Annotated in this window: 24 protein-coding genes; 13 read left to right on the top strand and 11 right to left on the bottom strand. The window is 62.1% G+C overall.

The features are described from left to right. Nucleotides 1-538: 538 nt before the first annotated feature. Complete coding sequence (locus tag AAAX59_RS05615) at nt 539-1,075, top strand: PTS glucose transporter subunit IIA (protein WP_035136613.1); 537 nt, start codon at nt 539-541, stop codon at nt 1,073-1,075. Nucleotides 1,076-1,311: 236 nt separating this feature from the next. After that, entirely contained in the window at nt 1,312-1,830 is a 519-nt protein-coding gene (locus AAAX59_RS05610; RefSeq protein WP_349071050.1) for a hypothetical protein, read from the top strand. A gap of 478 nt (nt 1,831-2,308) precedes the next feature. Here the strand turns inward: AAAX59_RS05610 and AAAX59_RS05605 are convergent, their stop codons facing one another. The 8 genes from AAAX59_RS05605 to trxA form a co-directional block, all read right to left on the bottom strand. Further along, the gene (locus AAAX59_RS05605; RefSeq protein WP_349071049.1) at nt 2,309-2,977 is read right to left on the bottom strand and encodes an HAD-IA family hydrolase; all 669 of its coding nucleotides are present in this window, start codon (nt 2,975-2,977) and stop codon (nt 2,309-2,311) included. Nucleotides 2,978-3,100: 123 nt separating this feature from the next. Continuing rightward, nucleotides 3,101-4,135: a hydrogenase expression/formation protein HypE gene (gene hypE, locus AAAX59_RS05600; RefSeq protein ID WP_055310038.1), complete on the bottom strand. Its 1,035-nt coding sequence runs from the start codon at nt 4,133-4,135 to the stop codon at nt 3,101-3,103. A 48-nt stretch (nt 4,136-4,183) separates the two neighbouring features. Further along, nucleotides 4,184-5,296 carry a hydrogenase formation protein HypD gene (gene hypD / locus AAAX59_RS05595; RefSeq protein WP_349071048.1) on the bottom strand — a complete coding sequence of 371 codons (1,113 nt, stop codon included), beginning with the start codon at nt 5,294-5,296 and terminating at the stop codon, nt 4,184-4,186. After that, nucleotides 5,296-5,556: a HypC/HybG/HupF family hydrogenase formation chaperone gene (locus AAAX59_RS05590; protein ID WP_089573632.1), complete on the bottom strand. Its 261-nt coding sequence runs from the start codon at nt 5,554-5,556 to the stop codon at nt 5,296-5,298. The genes hypD and AAAX59_RS05590 overlap by 1 nt, the downstream gene beginning before the upstream one ends. 131 nt (nt 5,557-5,687) lie before the next feature. Continuing rightward, nucleotides 5,688-8,144 (bottom strand): carbamoyltransferase HypF, encoded by a 2,457-nt coding sequence (hypF, locus tag AAAX59_RS05585; RefSeq protein WP_349071047.1) that lies wholly within the window; start codon nt 8,142-8,144, stop codon nt 5,688-5,690. Nucleotides 8,145-8,186: 42 nt separating this feature from the next. Beyond that, nucleotides 8,187-8,699 (bottom strand): nickel-responsive transcriptional regulator NikR, encoded by a 513-nt coding sequence (gene nikR, locus AAAX59_RS05580; protein WP_118205863.1) that lies wholly within the window; start codon nt 8,697-8,699, stop codon nt 8,187-8,189. Nucleotide 8,700: 1 nt separating this feature from the next. Further along, nucleotides 8,701-8,949 (bottom strand): hypothetical protein, encoded by a 249-nt coding sequence (locus tag AAAX59_RS05575; RefSeq protein WP_006235225.1) that lies wholly within the window; start codon nt 8,947-8,949, stop codon nt 8,701-8,703. A 221-nt stretch (nt 8,950-9,170) separates the two neighbouring features. Then, nucleotides 9,171-9,491 carry a thioredoxin gene (gene trxA / locus AAAX59_RS05570; RefSeq protein ID WP_349071046.1) on the bottom strand — a complete coding sequence of 107 codons (321 nt, stop codon included), beginning with the start codon at nt 9,489-9,491 and terminating at the stop codon, nt 9,171-9,173. A 136-nt stretch (nt 9,492-9,627) separates the two neighbouring features. Between trxA and AAAX59_RS05565 the strand changes: the two genes are divergently transcribed. After that, nucleotides 9,628-10,203, top strand: coding sequence for a hypothetical protein (locus tag AAAX59_RS05565; RefSeq protein WP_349071045.1), 576 nt, complete (start codon nt 9,628-9,630; stop codon nt 10,201-10,203). Between the two features lie 64 nt (nt 10,204-10,267). Here AAAX59_RS05565 and AAAX59_RS05560 read toward each other — a convergent pair whose 3' ends face one another. Beyond that, a complete protein-coding gene (locus AAAX59_RS05560; protein WP_349071044.1) occupies nt 10,268-11,545 on the bottom strand; it encodes a GHKL domain-containing protein in 1,278 nt (425 codons plus the stop codon). Then, entirely contained in the window at nt 11,545-12,267 is a 723-nt protein-coding gene (locus tag AAAX59_RS05555; protein ID WP_349071043.1) for a LytTR family DNA-binding domain-containing protein, read from the bottom strand. The genes AAAX59_RS05560 and AAAX59_RS05555 overlap by 1 nt, the downstream gene beginning before the upstream one ends. Nucleotides 12,268-12,558: 291 nt before the next feature. Between AAAX59_RS05555 and nadA the strand changes: the two genes are divergently transcribed. From nadA to AAAX59_RS05535, 4 genes are read left to right on the top strand one after another with little or no spacing between them, the layout of a single operon-like run. Further along, the gene (gene nadA, locus AAAX59_RS05550) at nt 12,559-13,584 is read left to right on the top strand and encodes a quinolinate synthase NadA (RefSeq protein ID WP_349071042.1); all 1,026 of its coding nucleotides are present in this window, start codon (nt 12,559-12,561) and stop codon (nt 13,582-13,584) included. Nucleotides 13,585-13,639: 55 nt separating this feature from the next. Next, nucleotides 13,640-15,016 (top strand): FAD-binding protein, encoded by a 1,377-nt coding sequence (locus AAAX59_RS05545; RefSeq protein WP_349071041.1) that lies wholly within the window; start codon nt 13,640-13,642, stop codon nt 15,014-15,016. Between the two features lie 3 nt (nt 15,017-15,019). Beyond that, entirely contained in the window at nt 15,020-15,880 is an 861-nt protein-coding gene (gene nadC / locus AAAX59_RS05540; protein ID WP_349071040.1) for a carboxylating nicotinate-nucleotide diphosphorylase, read from the top strand. Continuing rightward, nucleotides 15,880-16,425 carry a transcription repressor NadR gene (locus AAAX59_RS05535; RefSeq protein ID WP_161156909.1) on the top strand — a complete coding sequence of 182 codons (546 nt, stop codon included), beginning with the start codon at nt 15,880-15,882 and terminating at the stop codon, nt 16,423-16,425. Before nadC ends, AAAX59_RS05535 begins: the two co-directional genes overlap by 1 nt. A 237-nt stretch (nt 16,426-16,662) precedes the next feature. Here the strand turns inward: AAAX59_RS05535 and AAAX59_RS05530 are convergent, their stop codons facing one another. Continuing rightward, nucleotides 16,663-16,848 (bottom strand): 4Fe-4S binding protein, encoded by a 186-nt coding sequence (locus tag AAAX59_RS05530; RefSeq protein ID WP_006235216.1) that lies wholly within the window; start codon nt 16,846-16,848, stop codon nt 16,663-16,665. Nucleotides 16,849-17,506: 658 nt separating this feature from the next. Here AAAX59_RS05530 and dnaK point away from each other — a divergent pair. From dnaK to AAAX59_RS05500, 6 genes are all read left to right on the top strand, one after another. Beyond that, on the top strand, nt 17,507-19,399 hold the full coding sequence (gene dnaK, locus AAAX59_RS05525; RefSeq protein ID WP_349071039.1) for a molecular chaperone DnaK: 1,893 nt from the start codon (nt 17,507-17,509) through the stop codon (nt 19,397-19,399). A 2-nt stretch (nt 19,400-19,401) separates the two neighbouring features. Further along, nucleotides 19,402-20,244: a nucleotide exchange factor GrpE gene (locus AAAX59_RS05520; RefSeq protein ID WP_195544026.1), complete on the top strand. Its 843-nt coding sequence runs from the start codon at nt 19,402-19,404 to the stop codon at nt 20,242-20,244. A gap of 107 nt (nt 20,245-20,351) precedes the next feature. Further along, nucleotides 20,352-21,317: a DnaJ C-terminal domain-containing protein gene (locus AAAX59_RS05515; RefSeq protein ID WP_343006475.1), complete on the top strand. Its 966-nt coding sequence runs from the start codon at nt 20,352-20,354 to the stop codon at nt 21,315-21,317. Between the two features lie 72 nt (nt 21,318-21,389). Beyond that, the gene (locus AAAX59_RS05510; RefSeq protein ID WP_006235210.1) at nt 21,390-21,806 is read left to right on the top strand and encodes a helix-turn-helix transcriptional regulator; all 417 of its coding nucleotides are present in this window, start codon (nt 21,390-21,392) and stop codon (nt 21,804-21,806) included. Nucleotides 21,807-22,181: 375 nt separating this feature from the next. Next, nucleotides 22,182-24,482, top strand: a complete 2,301-nt coding sequence (locus AAAX59_RS05505) for a hydratase (protein WP_349071038.1) — start codon at nt 22,182-22,184, stop codon at nt 24,480-24,482. A 250-nt stretch (nt 24,483-24,732) separates the two neighbouring features. Then, nucleotides 24,733-25,422, top strand: a complete 690-nt coding sequence (locus AAAX59_RS05500) for a hypothetical protein (protein ID WP_195502996.1) — start codon at nt 24,733-24,735, stop codon at nt 25,420-25,422. Nucleotides 25,423-25,648: the final 226 nt, after the last annotated feature.

The raw sequence follows: 25,648 nt of genomic DNA, 5'->3' as shown, positions 1-25,648 counted from the left end.
ACGGGCGGGCGCTCAAGGCCGTCGCGAGGAAGCGGCTCAGGGCGATATACGCCGTGATGCGCGACCGGGTGCCCTACCGGGAGTAGCCCCGACGGTTGACAAAACTATAGGAACACCCAATGACTAGTCAGAAATGAGCGTGGATAATCTCCCGTTTTTGGCCCCCGTGTGGCCTCAAAGTGGGAGATTATCCACGCTCGTTAGTTAAGCGTCCGAAAATCCACACTCGCCAAACCTACCAAAAAGGGACGGGTTTATTTTGGCACGTTTCGGTCGGTATCAGGAAGTGCCAGGGACGGGGCGGCGGCAGGACTCGAGAGCGAAAAGAAGTATCGGGTTTGGTGCGCCCGCTTCTGCCCGTCCCGTGCGCAGACGATACTCGGCTTATCGACCCGCGATGCAAAGGAGATGCTCATCCCACGAGCACTACCGGGAAGGGCTTGCGATTCGAGTCCCCACCTTAGCATTTGAACCATTTGGCACTATAATTACCGTAGGCATGCGCACAACGTTGCGCTTAATCAAGAGGAGAAAACGTATGGGTCTGTTTGATATGTTCAAGAAGAAGGCTGAGCCCGCGGCTGCCGCTGCTCCGGCCTCCATCTCTGCTTCTGCCGGCGCCGACGTGCTGTGCTCGCCCGTCAAGGGCAAGGTCATCAAGATGGCCGACGTGCCCGATCCCGTCTTTGGTGGCGAGGTTCTGGGCAAGGGCTGTGCCGTGTGGCCCGAGGACGATCTGGTCTACGCTCCCTGCGACGGTAAGGTGACCGTCACCATGGGTCACGCCGTGGGCCTGCAGTCCGATAGCGGCATCGAGGTTCTGGTGCACGTTGGCGTCGATACCGTCAACATGAACGGCGATGGCTTCGAGGGCTTCGTCAAGGCCGACGACGTTGTGAAGGCTGGCCAGCCCATACTCAAGATCGACCGCGCCAAGATCGCCGCTGCCGGTTACAAGGACTGCGTCGTCGTGGCCGTGTCCAACACCGCCGAGTTTGCCGATGTCGAGCTCACCGTTGAGGCAGAGTCCGCCGTCGCCGCCGGTGACGCCATCGTCAAGGTCGTCCGCAAGTAAACTGCGGCATCCAAAGGCTGTGCGAGGGTGGTCGGGTTTTCCGGCCACCTTTTTTATTGCACCGCGGGAAAGCGTTTTATTGCACGTTGGGTGGGCTTGCAAACCGTTCGGACGCTAAAACGAACCGACCGCGCCTTCGCGTTGCCGAGGGTGTTCATAAGTGGATAGTATGGGCTTACTTATTACAACGTGCGCCGCGTCTGGGAAGCGCAGTGCCGCTCATTGGGAGGAACAACATGAAAAAGAAGCTGCTGCTTGCGCCCCTCATGGCCGTCTTGGTTGCATGTGTGGTCGTGCTTTCCGGCTGTGGAGGTCCTTCGGTTGAGGAGCTCATCACCGAGGATCTTACGACGCAGTTTGACGAGGTCAAGAACGGTGGCGACGACTTCCTTTCTGGTCTGGAGGAGGCTTCGGGCGACGAGTTCGAGCAGCTGGGTATCGATCCCAAGGAGTACGCCAAGACCTATCTTGAGGGCTTTGACTACAAGATCGGCGACGTGACGGTCGACGAGGACAAGGGTGTCGCGACCGCCGAGGACTTCTCCACCCAGTATCAGGAGAAGGTTGCTGCGCTTGACACGGTTCCTTCCGATGACGAGCTGTACAAGATGGCCGGTCAGGTTATGGTCGATGTGACCAAGGCCACCGAGCCCAGGAAGACCACGGTTATCTTCAAGTACACCTGCAACGACGATGGCGAGTGGTCTGCCGACGACTCCGTCAACTCCGAGATGATGGATGCAATGCTGAGCTAGGGGGTTACGCGGTTCTACGAACCGCGTAACCAGTTGACGCTGCGCGCCGCCCAGGACGACAATTTGTCATTCAAAAGGCGAGGCATGACCAGAAGGTCTATGCCTCGCCTTTTTCATGCCAACTTGTTCGTCCTGGACGTCGCTCGCTGTCCATCCTCTACCTGCGTCGTTGCCATGGTGCGGCGCTTGTAGTCATTGGGGACGTTCTTAAATGACCAGGCGGCAGTTGGGGACACTCCTTGTGCCAGCGTTGCATCGAGTGCTTGGGAAACCGCGACCCGGTTTTTGGCCGAATAGTGGGTCGCATTTTCCGGATGGGGTGGGTTGCGGAAAGTGCGACCCGGAATATTGTTCTGAAACGGGATGCGGTTTCCCTGATGTGCCTCAAACGGAAAGCATATCCCATTCCGGAGCTCCAAAACGGGATGCGCTTTCTGCGCGGAAGAATTGTCGCAGCTGCGTTAAGCAGTGTCGCTCGTTACTCGCCCAGGATCAGCGCTGCGAGCTCGTCCTGGGTGTCCGCCACGTAGTCGGCGCCGGCGGACTCCAGCTCTGCGCGGCCGCGGAAGCCCCAGCTGACGCCCGCACTCTTAAGGCCGGCGTTGTGACCGGTCAGGATATCGACATTGGAATCGCCCACATAGAGCGTGGTCGACGGATCGGCGCCTAGCTCTTCCATCACATGCAGCGTAACAGGCGCCTCGGGCTTGGGCGGAAACGCATCGACACGACCCTGCACCAGCGCAAAGCGCTCGGAACCAAAATACTTCTCGATAAGCGGAGCCGCCGAGACGTGGTCCTTGTTGGTGAGCACGGCAAGCTGAACGCCCGCGGCGCGTATGCGGTCGAGCATCTCGATCGTGCCGGCATAGGGGCCGGTGTGGTCCTCCTTGTGCTCGCCGTAGTAAGCCCTAAACTCGGCAAGCGCCTGCTCAAACATACGGCCGTCGCCCGCATACTCGGCGGGCATAAAGCGCTCAACCAGCTTGAGCATGCCGTTTCCCACCTTATAGCGGTACTCGTCTACGGCAAACGTGGGCCAGCCGTGCGCCTCGCAGGTATGGTTGCCGGCGGCCGCCAGGTCCTCGAGTGTGTTGAGGATGGTGCCGTCCAGGTCAAAGATCACATGGGAAAAAGCTGCTGCCATAAAAACTCCCGTCATTGGGTTTAAAACGCACCCCATAATACTGGGCTTCCGCGTTGGGCGTGCTTGGAATCTGAACATCTCCAGGGGTATCAGGCCGCATCGCGCCGACCGTGTGGTTTCGCCCTAGCAAATCCTCGGCAGCTGCTCTCCTACGAGCATGTCGAGGATGCGGGTCGAACCCCAGCCGGTGCGCACGCGCACGGCGGGACGGGCGCCCTCGGCAAGCGGCAGCACGCGACCGATGATGGCGGCATTCTCGCCGTAGCGGGCGGCGCGCATGGCGCTCAGCGCGGCATCGGCTTGCTCGGCCGGCACGACGGCAACCATCTTGCCCTCGTTTGCCACCTGCAGCACATCGTAGCCGAGCATCTCGCAGGCGGCCTGCACGTCGGGACGCACGGGCACGGCATCCTCGTCGACCTCCATGGCAACATTGCTGGCCTGGGCAAACTCGTTGAGTGTGGACGCCAAGCCACCGCGCGTGGGGTCGCGAAAGCAGCGTGTGTCGGGTGCTGCGGAAAGCACATCGGCAATCAGGCGGTTGAGCGGTGCGGCGTCGCTTTCGATCGTGCTCGAAAACGCCAGACCCTCGCGTTGGCTCATGATAGCGATGCCGTGGTCGCCCAGTGTACCCGAGACCAGGATGACATCGCCGGGCTGGCAGTTTGCGCCGCTGAGCGCCACGTCCGCAGGCACCTCGCCCACGCCGGCGGTATTGATATAGACGCCGTCGGCCCCGCCGCGCTCGACCACCTTAGTGTCGCCCGTGATTATGGACACGCCCGCCTCGCGCGCCGTCTCGGCCATCGTCTGCACAATCTGGCGGAGCTTATCCATGGGATAGCCCTCTTCGAGGATAAAGCCGCACGATAGGTAGCGCACGTTGGCGCCCGAGGTCGCGACGTCGTTGACGGTTCCGCATACAGCGAGGCGGCCGATGTTGCCACCGGGGAAGAACTGCGGCGAGACTACAAAGCTGTCGGTCGACATGGCGATGCGCCCGCTCGCGGGCAGCGTAGCGACGCCGGCGTCGTTGCCCTCGAGCAGCTCGGGCGACCCAAAGGCATCTAAAAAGACCTCATCGATGATGCGTTTCATCATCTGGCCGCCGGAGCCGTGACCCAGCAGGACGGTGCTATCGGTAACGCTATGGGACATATCGAAAACTCCAATCGTGGGTGGTGCCGGTGTGCGGGTGTGTCCGGGCTAGTTGCGGTAGCGGTAGTACGCCGCGCAGCTGCCCTCGGAGCTCACCATGCACGGGCCGACGGGGTGCTCGGGCGTGCAGGTGCGGCCAAAGAGCGGGCAGTCGCTCGGCGTAATGGCCCCGCGCAGCACGTCGCCGCAGCGGCACCCGCGCGGCTCGACTGTCGCCTCAACGGGCACATCAAAGCGGGTACGGGCATCAAAGCGCGAGAATTCGGGACGAATGGCGAGTCCCGAAGCCGCAATCGGCCCCAGCCCGCGCCACGTGGTGTCGCATGGTTCAAACACCTGCTCGACCAGCTGGCGCGCCACGGGATTGCCGTCTGCGTTGACGCCACGGCGGTAGGCGTTGTCAATCGCCGGCCTGTCCTCGACAACCATCTGGACCAGCATGCAGATGCCCTGCAGGATATCGACCGGTTCAAATCCCGAGACCACGCCCGGGGTATTGAATTCGTCGACCAAAAAGCTAAAGGGCGCCAAGCCCGTGATGGTGGCGACGTGGCCCGGCAGGATAAAGCCGTCGATGGTGGTCTCGGGGTCGTTGGCGATGGCGCGCAACGCCGGCGGCGTGGTCTTGTGGGCGCAATAGACCGAGAAGTTCAAAAGCCCGCGCGCCTCGGCCTCCAAGATGGCGGCGGCGATGGTGGGCGTCGTAGTCTCAAAGCCCACGCCCATAAAAATGACCGGGCGATCAGGGTTTTGCTCGGCAATGTCGAGCGCGTCGAGCGGGGAATAGACGATGCGGATATCGCGCCCCGCCGCCTTTTGCGCAGCGAGCGAGGTGGATGATCCGGGCACGCGCATCATGTCGCCAAAGGTGGTGATGATGGCGCCGTCTATGTTGGCGAGCGCGATTGCGTGGTCGATGTCGCGGTTGGCGGTGACGCAGACGGGGCAGCCCGGGCCGCTCAGCAGCTTGAGCCCGGCCGGCATAATGGAGCGAAAGCCATAGCGCCCGATGCTCACGGTATGCGTGCCGCAGACTTCCATAAGGTTGATGGTGCGGTCGCCGACAAGCTCATGAATGCGCTCGATGAGCTCGCGAGCCAGCTTGGGATCGCGGAATGCCGAAAAGTCGATACCGGAGCGAGCCGGCTGTCCGGCCGCCACTAGTAAGCCTCCGCCGGGTTGGTGGCCAGCTGGTCTTCTTCGACCAGTTCGGTCATGGTGTTGACCAGGTCGAGCGTTTCCTGCGCCTCCTGCTCGTCGACAATCTGAATGCCAAAGCCGGCGTGCACGAGAATATAGTCGCCTACCTGTGCCGTCGGCACGAGGCGCAGCGAAACGGGGCGCTCGATGCCCATCATGTCGACGGTCGCCTTAAGGTCGTCGTCGCGTTTGACCACTTTACCGGGAACGGCAAGGCACATAATGTTCCCCTTTTATACGTTTTGCGCTGGATAGGCGCCTAATTACCCATCAGTTGATGGTAGCGCTCGCGGGAGTCACGAGCAAACGCGTTACACCTGTGAGACGGCGGCGCGCAGGCTGGCAAAACAGCCTATCGCGATGCTGTCTGCGCGAGGTGAGCGCGAGCGATGGCGGCCTGACCGTAGGCGATGCAGCCGTCGTTGACGGGCACGGCGTGGGGGACCAAGACGGCAAGACCGGCGTCTTTGAGTTCGTGGGTAAGGAGCTGAAGCAAAAGCCGGTTCATGAACACACCGCCCGAAAGCGCGACGGTATCGAGGCCTTCGCGCTCACAGATCTCGCACGCGACGTGGGTCGTAGCGTGCGTAATGGCGATGTGAAACCCGAGGGCGAGCCTGTCGGCCGGCGCGCCTGCCTCGATTCCATTCAGAAGAGCTTCGATGAGCGGTTGGGGGTCCAAGGTGGGGGAGTCGTCGGCAGACGTGAATACGCCTGTATGATTGCCGTCGAGACGAACGGGCTTACCGCCGAGCGCGCACCAGGCGGCGGCTTCGAGTTCTATGGCGGGTTCGCCCTCGTAGGTTGCCTGGCCGCAAATGCCCAGGATCGCGGCTGAGGCATCAAACAAGCGACCCATGCTGCTGGTACGCGGGCTGTTGATGCCGCGCTCGATCATGGTGGCTGTCACGCTGCGCGTTTGCTCGTCGAGGCTGTCCAAAAGCCGAGCGGCGCCTGGGTGCTCGAGTAGGCCGAGCTCACTGAGCAGGGCAAAGGCGTTGCGGCGGGCGTCGCGCACGGAGGCCGCCCCGCCGGGGAGCGCCCAGGTGCGCAAATGCGCGGCGCGCTCAAAGCCGCCAAGGCTGGCAACAAGAAACTCGCCGCCCCAAATGGTCCCATCGGTACCGGCGCCGGTGCCGTCAAAGGCGATGCCAAGGACGCGCGCGTCGGTTGTAAGCTGGTCCGCGGCGATAGCCTCGGCCATTACGCTCGCGATATGCGCATGATGGTGCTGCACCTCGACGAGCGGCAGATTGCATTTTCGCGCCTGCTCGCGCGCCCACTGGCTCGATAGATAGCTGGGATGTACATCGCAGGCTAAGGCGGCGGGCACCAAGTCAAAGAGATCTTCCAAGCGCGTGCACGCGGCGTTCCAGGCATCGAAGGTCCCGCCGTTTTCAACATCGCCGATATGCTGCGACACAAAACAGGTTGCCTCGCCGTTCGCCCCTTCACGCGTGAGCGCAATCGTGGCCTTTTGTTGTGGCCCACAGGCGAGCACGCAGGACGGAGCGCCGTCGAGCGCCGGCAACGGCAGCGGCTGGGGTGCATATCCGCGAGCGCGGCGCACGGGCATAACGGCGCCGTCGACCACGCGCACTACAGAGTCGTCGTAGCGCGAGAGGATCGCGCGGTCGTTGCCGAGCAACGCATCGGCGATGCCGGCGGCAACGAGGTGTTCCCAGGCAAGGTCGTCGTCGCTCTCGATGGGCTCTTCGCTCAGGTTTCCGCTGGTCATGACGAGCGCGTGCATACCGCAGGCTTCTGCCGCGGCAAGCAACAGATGCTGAAGCGGGGTGTAGGGGAGCATAACACCGAGCTCGGGCAGGTCGTGCGCGACGGACGGCGCGAGCGCGAGGGCGTCGGGGGAATCGCCGCTCTCGCAAACAGCACGTCGGCGCAGCAGCACAATGGGGCGAATGCTGCCGGCCAGCAAGCCGCGCTCAACGTCGCTGATATGGCACAGGCGTTCAACGTCGGCAAGGCTGCGCACCATAACGGCAAGTGGCTTGTTGCTGCGGCGTTTACGGCGGCGAAGCTCGGCTACCGCCTGCTCGTTGGAGGCGTCGCATGCCAAGTGAAATCCGCCCAGTCCCTTGATAGCGACGATACCGCCGTTGGCCAGCAGCTCAACACAGCGGTCGATAATGGCGTCGCTGGTCTCGCGCGTGGTGCCGACGGCCAGCGGCGCGGCGGCTTCGCCCGGCTCATCGCCCACGCTCGCTTCGCGCCACATGATATGCGGCCCGCAATCAAAGCAGGCATCGGGCTGCGCGTGAAAACGCCGGTCGAGTGGGTCGGCATACTCCGCGGCACACTCAGGACACATGGGAAAACAATTCATCGACGTGGCCGCTCGGTCATAAGGCAGCGACCGGATGATGGTAAAGCGTGGGCCGCAGTTAGTGCAGTTGATAAAGGGGTAGTGATAGCGCCGATCGGCGGGGTTGAACAACTCGCGCAGACAATCATCGCAGGTGGCGATATCGGGCGAGACGAGCGTCGTGTGCGCGGTCTGGTCCTGCGATGCCACAATACGAAAGCCCTGCTCATCGGCAGCGCTCCAGCCGCCAGGCTTCAAATCCGCAATATCGACTCGCTCAACGCGAGCCGCCGCGGGCGCATGCTCAGAAAGAGCAGCGACAAATCCGTCAACCGCCTCGGCACGGGCGTGCGCCTCGATATGCACGCCGTCGCCCGCGTTGAGCACCCATCCGCAAATGCCATGCGCCATGGCCTCGCGATACACAAACGGCCGCATGCCAACGCCCTGCACAATGCCCGTTACATGAATATGCACATGCCGCATGCGACACCCCTCATCAAAACCGACCAAATAGGGACAGGTGCGCTACAGCCCCAGGCTCTGCTTGGTGGCGGCGCACGTGAGCTCGCCGTGCTTAACGCCGCGCAGGCCCAGCAGACGGTCGGCTAGTTCGTAGACGCGCTCGCCGCGACCCTTGAGCGCCAGAATCTCCAAGCAGTTGTGGTGATCCAGATGCACGTGCATGGTCGATACGATCTCGTCGGTGTAGTCGTGCTGCACTTCGTCCAGACGGCGCGTCAGGTCGCCGGTATGGTGGTCGTAGATCATGGTGAGCGACCCGATAACATGCTCATCGGGCGTGCGCATCTGCTCCTTGGCGATCGAGGCGCGAATCAGGTCACGCACGGCCTCGGAGCGGTTGGCCACGTCGCCGCGGCGCGCGATCTGTTCGTCAAAACGGCGCAGCAGGTCGTCCGGTGCGGTAACCGAAAAACGGACCAGCTCGGAGCCGGAGCCACTACAGTGGCAGCCCGCGTCACCGTCCGCCCCGTGCGGATGCTCGTGCTCGTACCCGCAGCCGTGCTCGTGTTCGGCCACGTTACACCAGCTTCACGGAGCCGACGGAGTTGTGGTCGGCCTCGATGGCCTCTTCGTAGCCCTCGAGTGCGTCGTGGGCCTCGTGCAGCGCAGCCATGGCTGCCTCGAGCTTGGCGCCGATGCGCTCCATGTCAAAATTCTCGGTCGCATGCAGCAGCTGATGGCTCCACTCGTGAGCGAGCTCGATGGTGTCGTCGACCTGCTTGACGCTCATGGCAAGCTGGCTCATGTTCATTCCAACATCATGCATGGGAAATCTCCTTGTGTGGACGGTAATCCAGTGGTTCAGATTTTACTACGCCCGCTCTGCGCGCCGCTGCATAAGAAAACGGGTGCGAGTCTGTGCGACTCGCACCCGTTCACTGGGGGCTGTTTGTAACTACCATACTATCCGTGGTCGCACGCGCCGCACCCGGCAGTCCGGCGAGCGGTGCAAAACCGCTCATGGACGGCGGGTAAGTAACAAGCGTATTACAGATGCTTCTCCAGCAGCGCCTGCAGCCTCGCCTTGGGCAGAGCGCCAACCGAGCGGTCAATCTCTTCGCCGTCCTTAAACACAATCAGCGTGGGGATGCTCATGACGCCATACTTCATGGCCAGGTCCTGGTTGTCGTCGACGTTGCATTTGGCAACGGCAAGCTTGCCCGCCAGCTCATCGGCAACCTCGTCAACGATGGGCGAGAGCGATCGGCAGGGCCCGCACCACGGTGCCCAAAAATCGACCAGCACGGGCAGGCTGCCGTTAACGATGGAATCGAAGTTCTCGGGGGTAATCTGCTTAATGTCAGCCATGGTGACCTCCATAATGTGACGCGGCTCAGCCGCGTAAAACTCAGTACGACCGTGCTTATACCCAGCCGCCCGCAAAGCAACCACTCGCGGGCAGCTCTTTTATATAATGGTGGGCACGCAAACGATTGGAGAGCGCATGTCCACGTCACAAAGCCAGAAAAAAGAAGCCATCGCCCAGGCGGCCGAGCAGGAGCTCGCATCGCTTGCGGTCCGTGGCGTGCGCATCGTGGGCAACGCGTGCTCGCCGATCGTGCTGGTCAAAGGCGATTTGGACGAGGCCGAGCGTTCGGGTGGCGAGCTTGCCGCCGGCCCGGATGGCGCGGCGTTGCGCAAGGCGCTTGGGGCCATCGGCTACGCGCCCGAGGATTTTTGCGTGCTGGCAAGCGTCGCCGGCACAGGTGACGGAGCGGCCACGGTGGGCGAGACTCTGCCGTGCGAGCTGTTCCGCGAGGCGCTTGAGGCCTTGGACCCCGAGGCGGTGCTACTGCTCGACAACAACGCGGCTGACGCCATGCGCGAGGCCTACGCCGATATGCTCGTGGCGATCGATGACTTCGACACCGCCATGCTCAAGCCCGGCCTGGTCGCCCATGTGCAGGGCCGCCGCGTGCTCGCGCTCGATGGCTTTGAGGCGGCGCTGACCGACAAAGCGGCCAAGCAGCGCATGTGGGCCTACATCAAGCAGCTGACCCCGGCGGTCGCTCCACTGTAGCGGATCGGCACCGGCGAGCGATTGCCTGGCGGGCGAGGCGCGCCGCGAGATCGGCGCCGTACTTCTACATCACAGCGCGCAGCTCAAACCGATCGCCGTTAATGCGGAACTGGCAGTTGCCGTTCATGCGCTCCACGGCAAGTTTGATGCTCTTGGTTCCAAAGCCGTGGCCCGCATGCCGGGTCACGGGCATGCCGTCGACCATGCGCGGCGCGCGGTCAAACGTGTTGGAAACTAACAGCAACAGCTGGCCGTCCTCAAGTCGCAGGTCAAGGTCGACGAATCGCTTTCCTTGGGGTGCGGCGCTTGCGGCGGTGATAGCGTTTTCCAAGGCATTTGAGAGCACGCTAAACAGGTCGGCGTCACCTACGTGGATCGTTTCGGGTACGGCGGCGCGCAAGTTGGCGGTAATGCCGTTTCTATTGATATCCGAGTTGAATGACGAAAGCGCAATGTTTACGGTCTCGTTGGCGCAGAAGCGGCGTACGGCGGTGCGGTCGCCGGCTTCGCAGAGTTCGTCGATGCGTTTGAGCGCCTCGTTGGTGTGGCCCTCCTCAATTAAAGCGGCCAGGCCGCGTAGGAAGTGGCGCATATCGTGGCGAAGAATCGACAGCTCGCGCCCAGATTGACGCCAAGCCTCGAGCTCTTTGATGGCGGCGCTGTCGCGGGTTTCGAGCATCCAACGTTCTCGCTCGGCGGTTTCCTTTTCTTCGTATTCGCGCAGGTAAACGGCAAGAAACATAAGATAGAAGGCACAGAGCGCAAATGCCAAAAACTCAACCGTCACCACCGAGCCCGAGTGGAACAGCGTGGTGTAGACGTTGGTGGCGTAGTCAAAGACGTAATAGACGAGCGGCAGGATTAAAAGGATGCCCAGCTCGGTGGGGCTTTTAATCGCCAGGCGGGGTCCAATGTCGCCGGCCCAATGCAGCAGGACGGCAAAGACGCCGAGCGTGGTAGCGATGCGTGCCAGATAGTACGCGATCTGCGAATCGGTTGCGGCAAATGCGGCGATGCCCATCCAATTGCTGAACTGGCAGCTCAGATAGGCGCTGGTGACGCCCAACGCCGCGAGCAGCGGACTCAAGTGGTAGCGCGCGCATAGGTAGACGGTAAGCGGCAAGTGCACGACGAGCGGATAGACCTGACGGGCAAAAAGCTCTCCGCCAACGACATTGGCGATCGAAAAGGCAGCGCCGGTTGCGGCTCCGACCCCCACCAACTCGAGTGCATGGCGTCGATTGATTTCGATACCGCACAGCGTCGCCGAGGCAAAGACGCCAAAGAGTAGCGTCGTGGCGTGGTGGATTGCCCAAAGGACCATTTCGACCGAGGAGATCATCAGCGCCTCCCGCCTTCGAAGCGCACCGCAAAGTAGGCGTCTTGGAACCCCTGCTTGCTGCTGCGCGACAGCGGAATGCACACGCCGGAGCGCATGACGATGTCCGTGCGATCGAAGTGGTCGATGTTGCGCAAGTTGACCTGGTAGCTACGGTGGCATTTAAAGAAGGTGGCATTTTGCGCCAAACGGTCCTCGACGCTGCGGAACGACTCGAGTGCCTCGATATCGCGTCCGTCGCGCAGGTGGAAGACCACGTGCTTGTTGCGCGCCTCGGCATATTCGATGTCGGACAGGCGCAGGGCGTGGTAGCCAAAGGACGTTTTGATCACGAGCTCGTCGGTTGCCGCCGGGCGCATGCTCGAAAGTTCGTCGAGTAACTGCGCCAGGCGTTCGTAAGTCACGGGCTTGAGCAGATAGTCGAAGGCGCGGACCTCGTAGGACTCCAGTGCAAACTCGGGCGACGAGGTAAGGAACACCAGGCGCACGGCGGTGTCGGTCTGGCGCAATTCGCGTGCGGTGTCCATGCCGTTGACGAGCGGCATGATCATGTCGAGCAGGATGATGTCGGCGCGCGACGCGGCATGGCGCGCCAGCAGGTCCTCGCCGCGCGTAACGAGCGCAACATCGACCGCCGTGCCCTTCTCGGTCGACCAACGGTCGATCATCCGGTGCAGTCTATCTAGAAAAGCGACGTCATCGTCGCAGGCAATAATCTTGAGCATTCGGGCCCCCTTAGTAGTTCGATTTTGCCACATTGGGCGCGTGCCGCTCGCGGGGGAGCGCCCGTTCGTGCCTCACGGTGCGCAACTCGCGCCGAGCGGTATTGCGGTGGCGAAAGATGCCTCCTGCGCTATCGAGAGCTCGGCTATCCTCAGCTTGCCAGTTCGAAAATGGACCTGCCGCATGATTGAATCTTTATTTCAACTTTACACCTAGGTTTACAGCTGTCTTGTCAGCTGTAAACCTAGGTGTCATACTAAAGCCCCAAGATTCGCCAAAAGAGAGGGGCCTTGATGGCACAGAGCGCGAACATGGATGCATCGGAGCTTGCACGCGACATTGCGGCCGGCCTGGCATCGGCAACGACGGCAACGGAGCGCGCGGCATTGGTGCCCGCAGAGCTCGTCGAGGCCATTCAGCAACTTAAAACCCAACGTGACGCGGTGATCCTGGCACACTATTACGTGGCGCCCGAGGTCCAGGCTGTGGCCGATTACGTCGGTGACAGCTTCTATCTGGCAAAGCTTGCCAAGAGCCTGCCGCAGCAGACCATTGTGCTGTGCGGCGTGGAGTTTATGGGCGAGAGCGCCAAGCTGCTCAATCCCACCAAGACGGTGCTGCTGCCCGAGCCGGGCGCGGACTGCCCCATGGCTCATATGGTCAAGCGCGAGACAGTCGATGCGGCGCGCGCCGAGTACGGCGATGACCTTGCCGTGGTCTGCTACGTCAACTCCACAGTCGAGATCAAGAGCTGGAGCGACGTGTGCGTCACCAGCTCCAACGCCGTCAAGATCGTGTCCGAGCTGCCGCAGCAGCATATCCTGTTCATTCCCGACCAAAACCTCGGCCGCTTCGTAGCCGAGCAGGTGCCGCAAAAGCACGTCATTCTCAACAACGGCTACTGCCCGCGCCATCACATCATCACCGTCGAGCAGATCGTCGACGCGACGGAGGCCCACCCCGACGCGCTCGTGCTGGCGCATCCTGAGTGCAAGGCCGACGTCTTGGCCGAGGCCGACTACATCGGCTCCACCGCCGGCATCATCAAGTACGCCGAGGAGTCCGACGCGAGCGAGTTCATTATCGTGACGGTCCGTGGCGTGCTCTACGAGCTCGAGCGCCGCTGCCAGGGCACCGGCAAGAAGTTCTACTTCCCCGCGGTGCAGCCCACCTGCGTCAACATGGATCTCATCACGCTCGAAAAGCTCGTGCGCTGCCTGGAGACGGGCGAGGGCGAGGTGCAGATTGGCGTGTCGGACGAGGCCGCCGATCAGGCCAAGCTCACGCTCGACCGCATGCTCGAGTACGCAGCGCACTAGAACAATGCGGCATGAGGGACGGTCCCTTATGTCACATTCAAGGGAGAGGATTCCTGTGGAAACCAAGCAATACCCCGATATGGAGTGCGACGTCGTTATTGCCGGCTGCGGCGTAGCGGGCCTGTATGCGGCTCTCAACCTGCCGACGAGCATGCGCGTGCTCATGCTCTCCAAGGGCGCTGTCGACGAGTGCGATTCGATGCTCGCGCAGGGCGGCATTTGCGTGCTGCCCGAGGGCTCGGACTACGATGCCTTCTTTGAGGACACCATGCACGCCGGCCACTACGAGAACCGCCGCGAGAGCGTCGACATCATGATCCGCTCGAGCCGCTCGGTCATCAACGACCTGCTAGCGATGGGCGTGGATTTTGAGCGCAAGGCGGATGGCAGCCTCGACTTTACCCGCGAGGGCGCACACAGCCGTCCGCGCATTGCCTTCCATGCCGATATCACCGGCAAGGAGATTACGACCAAGCTGCTTCAGGCCGTTCGCAAGCTGGACAACGTGCAGATTTTGGAGCACGTGGCCATGACTGACATCCTGACGGGCGAGCGTGACGGCGCCACGGTGTGTGCCGGTGTCGTCGCCGTTCCCGTGGACGAGGACAACTCGGTTCGCCCCGCCGACGAGCTGGCAAATGCCGCCGAGGGCGTGCATGCCGGCGAGCCGTTTAAGATCCATGCCCGTCATACGTTGTGGGCAACGGGCGGCATCGGCGGCGTGTACGATCACTCGACCAACTACCCGCAGCTCACGGGCGATGCCTGCTACATCGCTCAGGAGCATGGCATTAAGATGGAGCATCTGGACTACGTGCAGATCCACCCCACGGGACTGTTCTCGCCGCAGCCAGGCCGCACCTTCCTGATCAGCGAGAGCTGCCGCGGCGAGGGCGCGATTTTGCTCAACGCCGCCGGTGAGCGCTTTACCGACGAGCTTCAGCCGCGCGATGTGGTCGCCGCCGCTATTCGCGAGCAGATGAAGCAGGACGGTACCGAGCACGAGTGGCTGAGCTTTGCCCCCGTCGAGCGCGATGTAGTGACCGGGCACTTTGCCAACATTCGCGCACGCTGCTTGGAGGACGGCCGCGACATCTTGGACGAGCCCATCCCCGTTACGCCTACGCAGCACTACTTTATGGGCGGCGTGTGGGTCGACAAGGACGGCCGCACCTCGATGCCCGAGCTCTACGCCGCCGGCGAGACGGCCTGCAACGGCGTGCACGGCAAGAATCGCCTGGCTTCCAACAGCCTGCTCGAGTCCCTGGTTTGGGGCCGCCGTGCCGCCTGGTGCATGCGCACCGGCGAGTCGCTCGCCGTGGAGCAGGCGGGCGAGCCCGCGCTCGATGGCTGCCATCGCGCTCTGAGCGCCGATACCTTGGCGATCGATGATTTGGCCCGTGCCGCCGGCACGCAGGCCGTGGAGGAGTAGACCATGAATCCCATTACCATGAAGCTCGTCGTCGATGATCTGATTCTGCAGGCCCTGCGCGAGGACATCACGTTTGAGGATGTGAGCACGGCGAGTGTGTGCCCCACGGCGCGCCCCGCCACGGTGGAGCTTATCGCCAAGGCCGATGGCATCATCGCGGGCCTGGATGTGTTCGCTCGCACCTTTGAGCTGCTGGATTCGCAGAGCTCGGTGCTGTTTGATGTTGCCGACGGTGACGAGGTGCACGCCGGCGACCACGTGGGCCAGGTGCGCGGCGATGCGCGCGTGCTGCTTTCGGGCGAGCGCGTGGCGCTCAACTACCTGCAGCGCATGAGCGGTATCGCTACCTATACGCACAGAATGGCAGCGGCGCTCGAGGGTACCAAGACCGTGCTCGTCGACACACGCAAGACCACGCCGGGCATGCGCGTGTTTGAGAAGGCGGCGGTTGAGATCGGCGGCGGCAGCAACCATCGCTACAACCTGTCGACAGCCGTCATGCTCAAGGACAACCACATCGATGCCGCCGGTGGCGTGACGCGCGCGATCGAGATGGCGCGCGCCCACGCGTCGTTTACCACGACGGTCGAGATTGAGTGCGAGAACCTGAATATGGTGCGCGAGGCAGTTGAGGCCGGTGCCGATATCATCATGTTCGACAACATGACCCACGACGATATGGCTGCCGCGATTGAGCTTATCGCCGGCCGCGCCAAGACCGAGTGTTCGGGCAACGTGGACGCCAGCAATATCCGCGCGCTCGCCGACCTGGGCGTTGACTTTATTAGCTCGGGGGCGCTGACGCACTCCGCGCCGATCCTCGACCTCTCGCTTAAGCACCTGCGTCTGCTGGACGGTAAATAATGAACGCCCGCGAGCGTCGCCGTGCCATCATGGGCGTGCTCGAGGGAGCCAAGGGGCCCGTATCGGGCAGCGCGCTTGCCCGCGAGGTGGGTGTGAGCCGCCAGGTCGTGGTGCAGGACATCGCCCTGCTGCGCGCCGATGGGCACGATATCGTGGCGACCAACCGCGGCTACGTGCTGCAGGAAGCCGCGAGTAGCCCCGCCGTGCCCACGCGTCTTGTTAAGGTGCGCCACAGTGTGGAGCAGGCGGGCGACGAGCTTACGAGTATCGTCGACGCGGGTGGCGCCGTGCTCAATGTGATCGTCAACCATCGTGTGTACGGCAAGATCACGGCCGACCTGGACATCCGCAACCGCCGCGATGTCGAGCGCTACCTAGAGGGCATCGCCAGCGGCAAGAGCTTCCCGCTGCTGACGGTGACCAGCGGCTACCACTTTCACCGCATTGCGGCAGAAGACGAGCAGACCCTCGACGAGATCGAGGCCATACTCAAGGAGAAGGGCTACCTTGCCGATTTAATGCCCTACGAGGACGATCTATCGTAGCCGATGCTGCAAACGTCCCTAAGCGGCAATCTGACGTTCAATCGTCGGTCGCGTACCAAAGTACGCTTCCCTCCTCTTTCACGTCACCTTGCTCGCCTAGGGACGTTTTCGCTGACGTGAGCTCAACCTGCGATGGTGCCTAATTGGTTATCCGCACAAAAAAGGAGGCCTCCGCGGCGATGCGGAGGCCTCCTTTTTGTGCACGGTGTACTTTTGAGTGTGCAAGTGCGGGAGTTGTTACTCCTCGACGATCTCGGTGATCGCGCCAGCGGGGCAAGCGTCCTGGCAAGCGCCACAGGCGACGCAGGAGTCCTCGTCAGCGACGGTAGCGACGTCCTGGAGCTCCAGAACGCCAGCGGGGCAGGAGTCGACGCAAACGCCACAAGCGATGCACTCGTCGGCATCAATTACGGGATGAGCCATGGTAGTTTCCTCTCTGTTGACCGACGCTACAGGCGATGCGCGCCGGTTTGATTCGGGCAAAAACATACCACGGGAGCGACCGTTTGCAATACCCTCTGACCGGCATCTTCATACCGTTCGCCGAGTATGCCAAGGTTTACTAAAAAACGCGCAGGTGGGGCCGTTGAGCTGCATAAATGTTAGCTAAAGGTGACTTGAAATATAGGACGATTGAGCGTGCTTGCGGAAACCGCATCCCATTATTTTGTCGAAAAACGGGTTGCAGTTTCCGGTTAGGCCCGCTAGCGGAAAATGCGAGCCGGTATCAGCTCTCAAAACGGGATACGGTTTCCGGTTGAGCCTTCAGACGGAAACTGCGACCCGGAATCCACGCTCAAACCGGGATGAGCTTTCCGCAAGACGGCCCCCAGGCACCCCCGGACGCAAACCTCAGCCATCTCTACATAGATCTCGATAGATTTGCCGAGAACTCAAACAGTGCGTCTACCTGCGCATTTAAGAACCTAAACTCTCAGCAATAAGAAATCTTATATGAATTGACTTAGATTTTGTATATTCCGGCCCATAAGGGGATACACTACATCCTGAAAGACAAGCCGAAGCGCCGCGCGACAGATCGTCGAGGCGGCGCGAACGCAAAAGAGAGAGGGAATTTCTAATGAGTAAGATTCTTGGTATCGACCTTGGTACTACTAACTCCGCTATGGCCGTCCTCGAGGGCGGTTCTCCGACCATTATCGTGAACGCCGAGGGCGACCGCACCACCCCGTCCGTCGTGGGCTTCCGTGCCGACGGCGACCGCGTCGTGGGTAAGGCCGCTAAGAACCAGGCTGTCACCAACCCCAAGAACACCGTGTTCTCCATCAAGCGCTTCATGGGCCGCAAGTACTCCGAGTGCACCTCCGAGATCAAGGCCGTGCCGTATGAGGTCAAGGAGGGCCAGGGTGGCCGTGCCGTCGTCGACATCGAGGGCAAGGATTACACCGCCGAGCAGGTGAGCGCCATGACGCTCGCGAAGATGAAGGCCGACGCCGAGAAGTATCTGGGCGAGACCGTCACCGACGCCGTCATCACCGTCCCGGCCTACTTCAACGACGCCCAGCGTCAGGCCACCAAGGACGCCGGCAAGATCGCTGGCCTCAACGTCAAGCGTATCGTCAACGAGCCGACCGCTGCTGCTCTTGCCTATGGCCTGGACAAGCAGGGCACCGACCAGCGCATCCTGGTCTTCGACCTGGGCGGCGGCACCTTCGACGTCTCCATCCTCGACCTCGCCGACGGCGTGTTTGAGGTTCTGTCCACCTCGGGCGATAACCACCTGGGCGGCGACGACTGGGATCAGCGCGTCATCGACTGGATGGCCGATAAGTTCCAGCAGGAGAACGGTGTCGACCTGCGTCAGGACCCCATGGCCCTGCAGCGTCTGAAGGAGGCCGCCGAGAACGCCAAGAAGGAGCTCTCCGCCGCCCAGCAGACCACCATCAACCTGCCGTTCATTACCATGAACCAGTCCGGCCCGCTGCACCTCAACTACACGCTGACCCGCGCCGAGTTCGAGAAGATCACCCGCGACCTGCTCGAGCGCTGCAAGCAGCCTGTCACCAACGCCCTGCGCGACGCTAAGCTCAAGCTCTCCGATTTGACCGAGGTCATCCTCGTCGGCGGCTCCACCCGTATGCCCGCTGTCCAGGAGCTCGTCAAGACCATGACCGGCAAGCAGCCCAACATGTCCGTGAACCCCGACGAGGTCGTTGCCGACGGTGCTGCCGTCCAGGGCGGCGTGCTCACCGGCGACGTCGAGGGCATCCTGCTGCTCGACGTTACCCCGCTGTCGCTGGGCGTCGAGACCATGGGCGGCATCATGACCAAGATGATCGACCGCAACACCACGATCCCGACCTCCAAGACCGAGGTCTACTCCACCGCTGCCGACAACCAGACCAGCGTCGAGATCAACGTGCTCCAGGGCGAGCGCGAGCTTGCCCGCGACAACAAGTCGCTCGGTAAGTTCCAGCTGACCGGCATCCCGGCTGCTCGCCGCGGCGTGCCGCAGATCGAGGTCACCTTCGACATTGACGCCAACGGCATCGTCAAGGTCTCCGCTAAGGACAAGGGCACCGGCAAGGAGCAGCAGATCACCATTTCCGGCTCCACCGCGCTTTCCGACGACGAAGTCGATCGTATGGTCAAGGACGCCGAAGCTCATGCCGAGGAGGACAAGAAGCAGAAGGAAGAGGTCGAGGTCCGCAACCAGACCGACAGCCTGTGCTACTCCACTGAGCAGACCCTCAACGAGCTGGGCGACAAGGTTTCCGCCGACGTGAAGTCCAAGGCCGAGGCCGCTATCGCCGACGCCAAGAAGGCGCTCGAGGGCTCTGACGTCGAAGCCATCAAGGCCGCCGGCGAGTCCCTGCAGTCCGTGGCCTACGAGCTGGCCCAGGTTGTCTACGCCGACGCTCAGCAGCAGACCGACGGTGCCGCCGGTGCCCAGCCTGCCGACGATGACGTTGTCGACGCCGACTACGAGGTTGTGGACGACGAGGACAAGTAATCATGTCCGCCCGTAAAGCTCGCACGGAGGCGGCTGCCGCTGGCGCCGCCCCCGTTGACTCTGAGGAGAAGGACGTGAAGATTCCCGTAGAGGCCGTCGACGATACCGAGGCCAACGAGGCCGAGGCCGCCGAGGCTGCCGAGAACCAGGTAGAGGATTCCAACAAGGAGGCGACGATGACCGAGGACGAGATGGTGGAAGCCGCTATCCGCGCCGGTGAGGAAGCCGCCGACAACGACTTTAAGCTCAAGTTCGAGCAGGCCCAAAAGGAGCTCGCCGACGTGCGCAATGAGCTCGATGCTGCGGCAGAGGCTCAGAAGGTCGCCGAGGACAAGGCAAAGGACGCCACTGAGCGTACCGCCCGTCTTCAGGCCGACTGGGAGAACTTCCGTCGCCGCACCGCCAATGAGCGTATCGCCGAGCGCGAGCGCGCGACCGAGAAGCTCGTCACCGCGCTGCTGCCGGTGGTCGACGATATCGAGCGTGCGATCGACCATGCCCGCAGCCAGGAGCTTGCCGACGACTTTAAGCAGTTCGTCGACGGCGTCGACGCGGTGCATGCCAAGCTGCTCGATGTGTTTGCGCACGAGGGCGTTGAGCCCATCGACCCCAAGGGCGAGGCGTTCGATCCGCTCGAGCACCAGGCCGTGGGTCGCGTCGAGGACGCGTCGCAGTACGACGAGACCGTCAACGACGTGTACCAGAAGGGCTACCGCATGGCGGATCGCATCCTGCGTTCCGCGATGGTGACGGTGACCTACGGCGGCGAGAAACGCCCCGCACCGGAGCCCGAAGCGGCGCCCGAGGATGCTGCGGCCGATACGGCCGAGAGCACCGAGGAGTAATTGAGAAGGGCCCCGGGGCAACACCCGGGGCCCTTTCTGGCCTAGTGCCATATGAAAGCATGAGCCGCCGCCCGCTGGGCGGCGGATGAAACAGGAGAGGAGCTACGATGGCTGCAGGCAAAACCTTCTATGACATCCTGGGCGTATCCAAGAGCGCCTCCGACAAAGAGATCAAGAGCGCGTTTCGCAAGCTCGCGCAAAAATATCACCCCGATGCCGGCGGCGACGAGGCCAAGTTCAAGGAGATCAGCGAGGCCTACGAGACGCTTTCGGACGAGAAGAAGCGCAAAGAGTACGACCAGATGCTCATGTTTGGCGGCATGCCGGGCGCGGGCGGCGCGTATGGCGGCGGCTACGGTGCCGGCGCGGGTGCCAGCGGCTGGGGCGACATCTTCGACAGCATCTTTAGCGGCAACGGCGCCTGGGGCAGCGATTGGGGCTCGGGCTTTGCCGGGGCTGCGGGCGCTGCCGGTGCCGGCGCGGGCCGCAGCCGTGCTCGCAAGGGCGGCGACCTGTCGCTGACTGTTGATGTGACGGCCGAGGACGCGTTTCGCGGTGTGACGCACAAGGTCACCTATCGCATTCCCTCGACAGGCGAGCAGCAGACCATTACGGTCTCGGTGCCCGCGGGCGCGGTCGACGGCGGCAAGCTACGCTACAAGCGTCGCGGCGAGTATGGCGTTGCCGGCGGCGAGCGCGGCGACCTGGTCGTGACCACGCATGTGGAGGAGCACCCGCTGTTTAAGCGCAAGGGTGCCGATGTGACCATGGAGGTGCCGATCTCGGTCTACGAGGCGGCGCTCGGCTGCACGGTTGATGTGCCCACGCCCGGCGGCGCGACGGTTCGTCTGAAGGTGCCCGCTGGCACCCAGACGGGCAAGAAGTTCCGCTTTAAGGAGATGGGTGCGCCCGACGTTAAGCACCGTGGCCGCACAGGCGCGCTGCTCGTCGAAATCAAGGTGCAGGTTCCCACGAACCTGTCCGACGATGAGCGCGATGCCATGACCAGGCTGCGCGAGGCCGACACGCGCGATTATCGCGAGAAGGTCAACCGTTACAAGGCGACGTACTAGGGCGGTCGTGGCGCACGCCCGCGCCCGCGGGCTTATGATGGACGATAACGAGACGGAAAGGGGTCAGGTAGCATGGCCGAGGACAATAGGAACAAACCGCTGTACATGATCAGCGTGGCGGCCGAGCTGACCGGCATGCATCCGCAGACTCTGCGCGTCTACGAGTCTAAGGGCCTGGTGAACCCCCAGCGCTCGGGCGGTAACACACGCCTGTATTCGCGTGCCGATATCGAGCGTCTGGAGCTCATCAACCAGCTGACTGACGAGGGTATCAACCTTGCCGGCGTGGTGCGCATTCTCGATATGAAGGAGCGTGCCGAGGAGCGCGAGCGCGAGAACGAGAAGCTCCGCGCTCGCGTGCGCCAGCTCGAGGATGAGCTGCACGAGTACAAGATGCAGAAGAAGATCACCGCCCTGGCCCCGCGCGATGGCTCGGTTAACCCCGAACAGGTCATGCGCAAGCTGCTGGGTGCCGGCGGGGATTTGTAGTTACGCGGTTCTACGAACCGCGTAACGGGCCGACGCTGCGCGCCGCCCAGAGCGACAATCTGCCTTTCAACTTCGGCGGCATGATCAGAAGATCAATGCCGCCTTGTTTCAAGGCACCTTGCTCGCTCTGGCGGGCTTTCGCTGTCCGCGCCAAAACATCGGCATTGCCTGGGTAGTCATTGGGGGCGTTCTTAAACGACTAGTCGAAAGGGACACTCTTGCACCAAATCTGCCGCCTGACACCAGGCTCGTCCTTTACTTTACTGAGATAAAGTGAACGTGTAGATTCGTAACCCACTCGCAACCGTTCTATGGCACGATATTGAACGAATGTATGCTATGCGCCCAAATCTTTTGGGCAGAGTGGGAGACAGTATGGTCAAGCTGTACGAGGACGGCATCTACCTGCGCGGCGGCAGCGAGGTCGTGCCTGCGGCCGAGGCTGCCGAGCGCGGCATTACGCAGACGCCTGAGGACGCCAAGCGCGGCACCATCGCGTATTCGATCCTCCAGGCACACAATACGTCTGGAGATCCCGAGGCGCTCAAGATTCGTTTCGACGCCATGGCGAGCCATGACATCACCTTTGTCGGCATCATCCAGACGGCGCGCGCCTCGGGCATGGAGCAGTTCCCGCTGCCCTACGTGCTCACCAACTGCCACAACTCGCTGTGCGCCGTGGGCGGCACCATCAACGAGGACGACCACGTCTTTGGTCTCTCGGCTGCCAAGAAGTACGGCGGCATTTTCGTCCCGCCGCACATCGCCGTCATCCACTCCTTTATGCGTGAGAACTTCGCCGGTTGCGGCAAGATGATCCTGGGCTCCGACTCGCACACCCGCTACGGCGCCCTGGGCACCATGGCCGTGGGCGAGGGCGGCGGCGAGCTGGCAAAACAGCTGCTGCGTGACACCTACGATGTCGCCTATCCCGGCGTTGTCGCCATCTACCTCACGGGCGCCCCGCGCCCCGGCGTCGGCCCGCACGACGTGGCGCTCGCCATCATCCGTGCCGTCTTTGCCAAGGGCTACGTTAAGAATAAGGTTATGGAGTTTGTGGGCCCCGGCATCGCGAGCATGACGACCGACTACCGCAACGGCGTCGACGTTATGACCACCGAGACCACCTGCCTGTCGAGCATCTGGGCCACCGATGAGGACACGCGCGCGTTTTTGACCATGCACGGCCGCGGCGACGACTACCGCGAGCTCAAGCCCGCCGATGTTGCCTACTATGACGGCTGCGTCGAGGTCGATCTGTCGAGCATCAAGCCCATGATCGCGCTGCCGTTCCATCCTTCCAACGGCTTTGAGATCGACGAGCTCAACGAGAGCCTCGAGGACATCCTGCACGAGGTGGAGCTCGAGGCTGCCAAGATCGGCGAGGGCAAGACGCACTTTAGCCTGCTCGACAAGATCGTCGACGGCAAGCTGCACGTGCAGCAGGGCGTTATCGCCGGCTGCTCGGGCGGCAACTACGACTCCGTGGTCCAGGCTGCCCGCGTGCTCAAGGGCGCCAACACCGGCTGCGGCGAGTTCTCGCTGTCGGTCTATCCCACGAGCCAGCCCGTGACACTCGAGCTTACACGCCGCGGCTACATCTACGACCTTATGGAGGCCGGTGCGATCGTTCGCACGGCGTTCTGCGGTCCGTGCTTTGGCGCCGGCGACACGCCTGCCAACAACGGCCTGTCCATCCGCCACACCACGCGCAATTTCCCCAACCGCGAGGGCTCCAAGCCGGGTAATGGCCAGCTGAGCGCCGTGGCCCTGATGGACGCCCGCTCCATTGCGGCGACGGCTGCCAACGGCGGCGTCCTGACGCCGGCGACCGACCTGCCCGAGGAGACTTGGGACGAGGCCTGCGAGTACACCTTTGACGACGCGCCGTACAAAAAGCGCGTGTACTGGGGCTTTGGCAAGGCGGAGCCGGCCGACGAGCTGGTCGAAGGCCCCAACATTAAGCCGTGGCCCGCGATGGAGCCCCTCGGCGACGACATCCTGCTCAAGGTGTGCTCCAAGATCATGGACCCGGTCACCACGACCGACGAGCTCATTCCCTCGGGCGAGACGAGCTCCTTTCGCTCCAACCCGTTGGGCCTGGCCGAGTTTACGCTGAGCCGTCGCGATCCGGCCTACGTGGGCCGCTCCAAGGAGGTCGACGCCGTGGAGAAGCGTCGCGTGGCCGGCGAGGCCGCGGGCGACCTGGCGGCACTCGATGCCGAGCTTGCCGGTGTGTTTGAGGCACTGGCCGGCGTGGGTGTCGCGGCCGATGCCAAGGCGACCGAGTATGGCTCCATGCTCTATGCCAAGAAGCCCGGTGACGGTTCCGCCCGCGAGCAGGCTGCGAGCTGCCAGCGCGTGATCGGCGGTCTGGCCAATATCGTCCACGAGTACGCCACCAAGCGCTATCGCTCCAACGTGATGAACTGGGGCATGGTGCCCTTCCAGATGGAGGCCGAGCCCAACTTTGAGGTGGGCGACTACGTCTTCGTGCCGGGTATCCGCGCCGCGCTCGATGGCGACCTCAAGAACATCGCTGCCTACGTGGTGCGTGCCGATGGTGCGGTTGAGCAGATTGAGCTCTACATCGCCGATATGACGGCCGAGGAGCGCGCCATCGTCAAGGCCGGCTGCCTGATCAACTACAACAAGTTCAAGGCCGCTGCCGAGTAACGCACTTAATTGTCCGCCCAGGGCTTACCCTTTCCCGCCCGCTCACGCGCTTCGCGAGGGTCGCGTCAGAGAAAGGTATAACCGGGGCTACTTGTTAAGTGCTGCTCGTTGGGTCTTGAGGGCGCTAAAATCGAGGTTGCAACTCTCCTCTATGGGGGAGTGCGCCTTTGTTCATATGCTATCTAGAATTGACAGTATGAAGTTGGCGCTTTAAAGTGAGCTCAAAACACTCTCGTTTGTGGAGTTGAAGATGAAGCGTTGCACTTCTGTTTTGTTGCTGTTGGTGGCTTGCGTCGTCGCTGCTGCGGGCGTGGTCCTATTTGGCTCGCTTATCTTCTATGGGCCGAGTGGGGTTGAGCAGACGGTTGAGATGGCGTCCCTTGTTGCATCGATGCCCGGGCAAATGATTTCGGACGTTACAAAGCCCGACGAGATAACGCTCGATATCGAGGAAACGCCGGGCATTCTAAGCATAAGCAACTACCCCATGATTGAACTTGGCTCGTCTCGCTATACCAAGGACGAGAAGTTGTCCCGACAGGCGCTGGACTTGCTAAACGGGCGTTCGTTCAAACGCTGGGACGGTTGGGATGCCTATGAGCGCCGACGTGGTTCTGTGAACGGTGGCTACTATACAACGCTGAAGTTGTATTCATCTGATGGCAAACTGATGCGCACCGTTAACTACAATCCGGAATACGCAAAAGCCGGAGGTGGGGACGGCGTCTATATCCAAGATGGCGGCGTGACCTACATTCTTGAAGGCGACCAGCAGCAGGTGATCGATTTTTTGGATCGTTGCGTGATGGACGCGTACGACCAGACCTGCCTGCCCGACCCGCAGACTGCACGCGATGGTGGATCTGCTCGTACATGGCTATTCGAGGATGAGATGCCCTGGACCGCCGAATCGGGAAGCACGGGCTCGGCAAAAGAGTAGAGAACGCGACCACCACAAAGGTGCCCCTTTGCGGTGGTTTTCAGTCTGTCTCGATCTGTAACATCTGGGCCGTTAAAAGTGGGCTTGGTGTTGCAGATTTAGATTATCGATTCGGGTGTCTTCTGTTTATCTCGATCTGTAACAGGTGGACCCTTATTTGCCGAGTAGTTGTTACAGATTTAGACAAACGGGCGCCGCTGAGCATTTCATCTCAATCTGTAACATC

The organism is Collinsella sp. CLA-ER-H2, from assembly GCF_040092405.1.
GTDB lineage: Bacteria > Actinomycetota > Coriobacteriia > Coriobacteriales > Coriobacteriaceae > Collinsella.
Note: the sequence above shows the minus strand (reverse complement) of the source record. Positions and strands in the feature narration are given on the sequence as shown.

Bases quoted from the DNA above. Each gene is read 5' to 3' on its own strand.
- AAAX59_RS05615 (WP_035136613.1), top strand. From the start codon at position 539: ATGGGTCTGTTTGATATGTTCAAGAAGAAGGCTGAGCCCGCGGCTGCC.
- AAAX59_RS05610 (WP_349071050.1), top strand. From the start codon at position 1,312: ATGAAAAAGAAGCTGCTGCTTGCGCCCCTCATGGCCGTCTTGGTTGCA.
- AAAX59_RS05605 (WP_349071049.1), bottom strand. From the start codon at position 2,977: ATGGCAGCAGCTTTTTCCCATGTGATCTTTGACCTGGACGGCACCATC.
- hypE (WP_055310038.1), bottom strand. From the start codon at position 4,135: ATGTCCCATAGCGTTACCGATAGCACCGTCCTGCTGGGTCACGGCTCC.
- AAAX59_RS05590 (WP_089573632.1), bottom strand. From the start codon at position 5,556: ATGTGCCTTGCCGTTCCCGGTAAAGTGGTCAAACGCGACGACGACCTT.
- hypF (WP_349071047.1), bottom strand. From the start codon at position 8,144: ATGCGGCATGTGCATATTCATGTAACGGGCATTGTGCAGGGCGTTGGC.
- AAAX59_RS05575 (WP_006235225.1), bottom strand. From the start codon at position 8,949: ATGCATGATGTTGGAATGAACATGAGCCAGCTTGCCATGAGCGTCAAG.
- trxA (WP_349071046.1), bottom strand. From the start codon at position 9,491: ATGGCTGACATTAAGCAGATTACCCCCGAGAACTTCGATTCCATCGTT.
- AAAX59_RS05565 (WP_349071045.1), top strand. From the start codon at position 9,628: ATGTCCACGTCACAAAGCCAGAAAAAAGAAGCCATCGCCCAGGCGGCC.
- AAAX59_RS05560 (WP_349071044.1), bottom strand. From the start codon at position 11,545: ATGATCTCCTCGGTCGAAATGGTCCTTTGGGCAATCCACCACGCCACG.
- AAAX59_RS05555 (WP_349071043.1), bottom strand. From the start codon at position 12,267: ATGCTCAAGATTATTGCCTGCGACGATGACGTCGCTTTTCTAGATAGA.
- nadA (WP_349071042.1), top strand. From the start codon at position 12,559: ATGGCACAGAGCGCGAACATGGATGCATCGGAGCTTGCACGCGACATT.
- nadC (WP_349071040.1), top strand. From the start codon at position 15,020: ATGAATCCCATTACCATGAAGCTCGTCGTCGATGATCTGATTCTGCAG.
- AAAX59_RS05535 (WP_161156909.1), top strand. From the start codon at position 15,880: ATGAACGCCCGCGAGCGTCGCCGTGCCATCATGGGCGTGCTCGAGGGA.
- AAAX59_RS05530 (WP_006235216.1), bottom strand. From the start codon at position 16,848: ATGGCTCATCCCGTAATTGATGCCGACGAGTGCATCGCTTGTGGCGTT.
- dnaK (WP_349071039.1), top strand. From the start codon at position 17,507: ATGAGTAAGATTCTTGGTATCGACCTTGGTACTACTAACTCCGCTATG.
- AAAX59_RS05520 (WP_195544026.1), top strand. From the start codon at position 19,402: ATGTCCGCCCGTAAAGCTCGCACGGAGGCGGCTGCCGCTGGCGCCGCC.
- AAAX59_RS05515 (WP_343006475.1), top strand. From the start codon at position 20,352: ATGGCTGCAGGCAAAACCTTCTATGACATCCTGGGCGTATCCAAGAGC.
- AAAX59_RS05510 (WP_006235210.1), top strand. From the start codon at position 21,390: ATGGCCGAGGACAATAGGAACAAACCGCTGTACATGATCAGCGTGGCG.
- AAAX59_RS05505 (WP_349071038.1), top strand. From the start codon at position 22,182: ATGGTCAAGCTGTACGAGGACGGCATCTACCTGCGCGGCGGCAGCGAG.
- AAAX59_RS05500 (WP_195502996.1), top strand. From the start codon at position 24,733: ATGAAGCGTTGCACTTCTGTTTTGTTGCTGTTGGTGGCTTGCGTCGTC.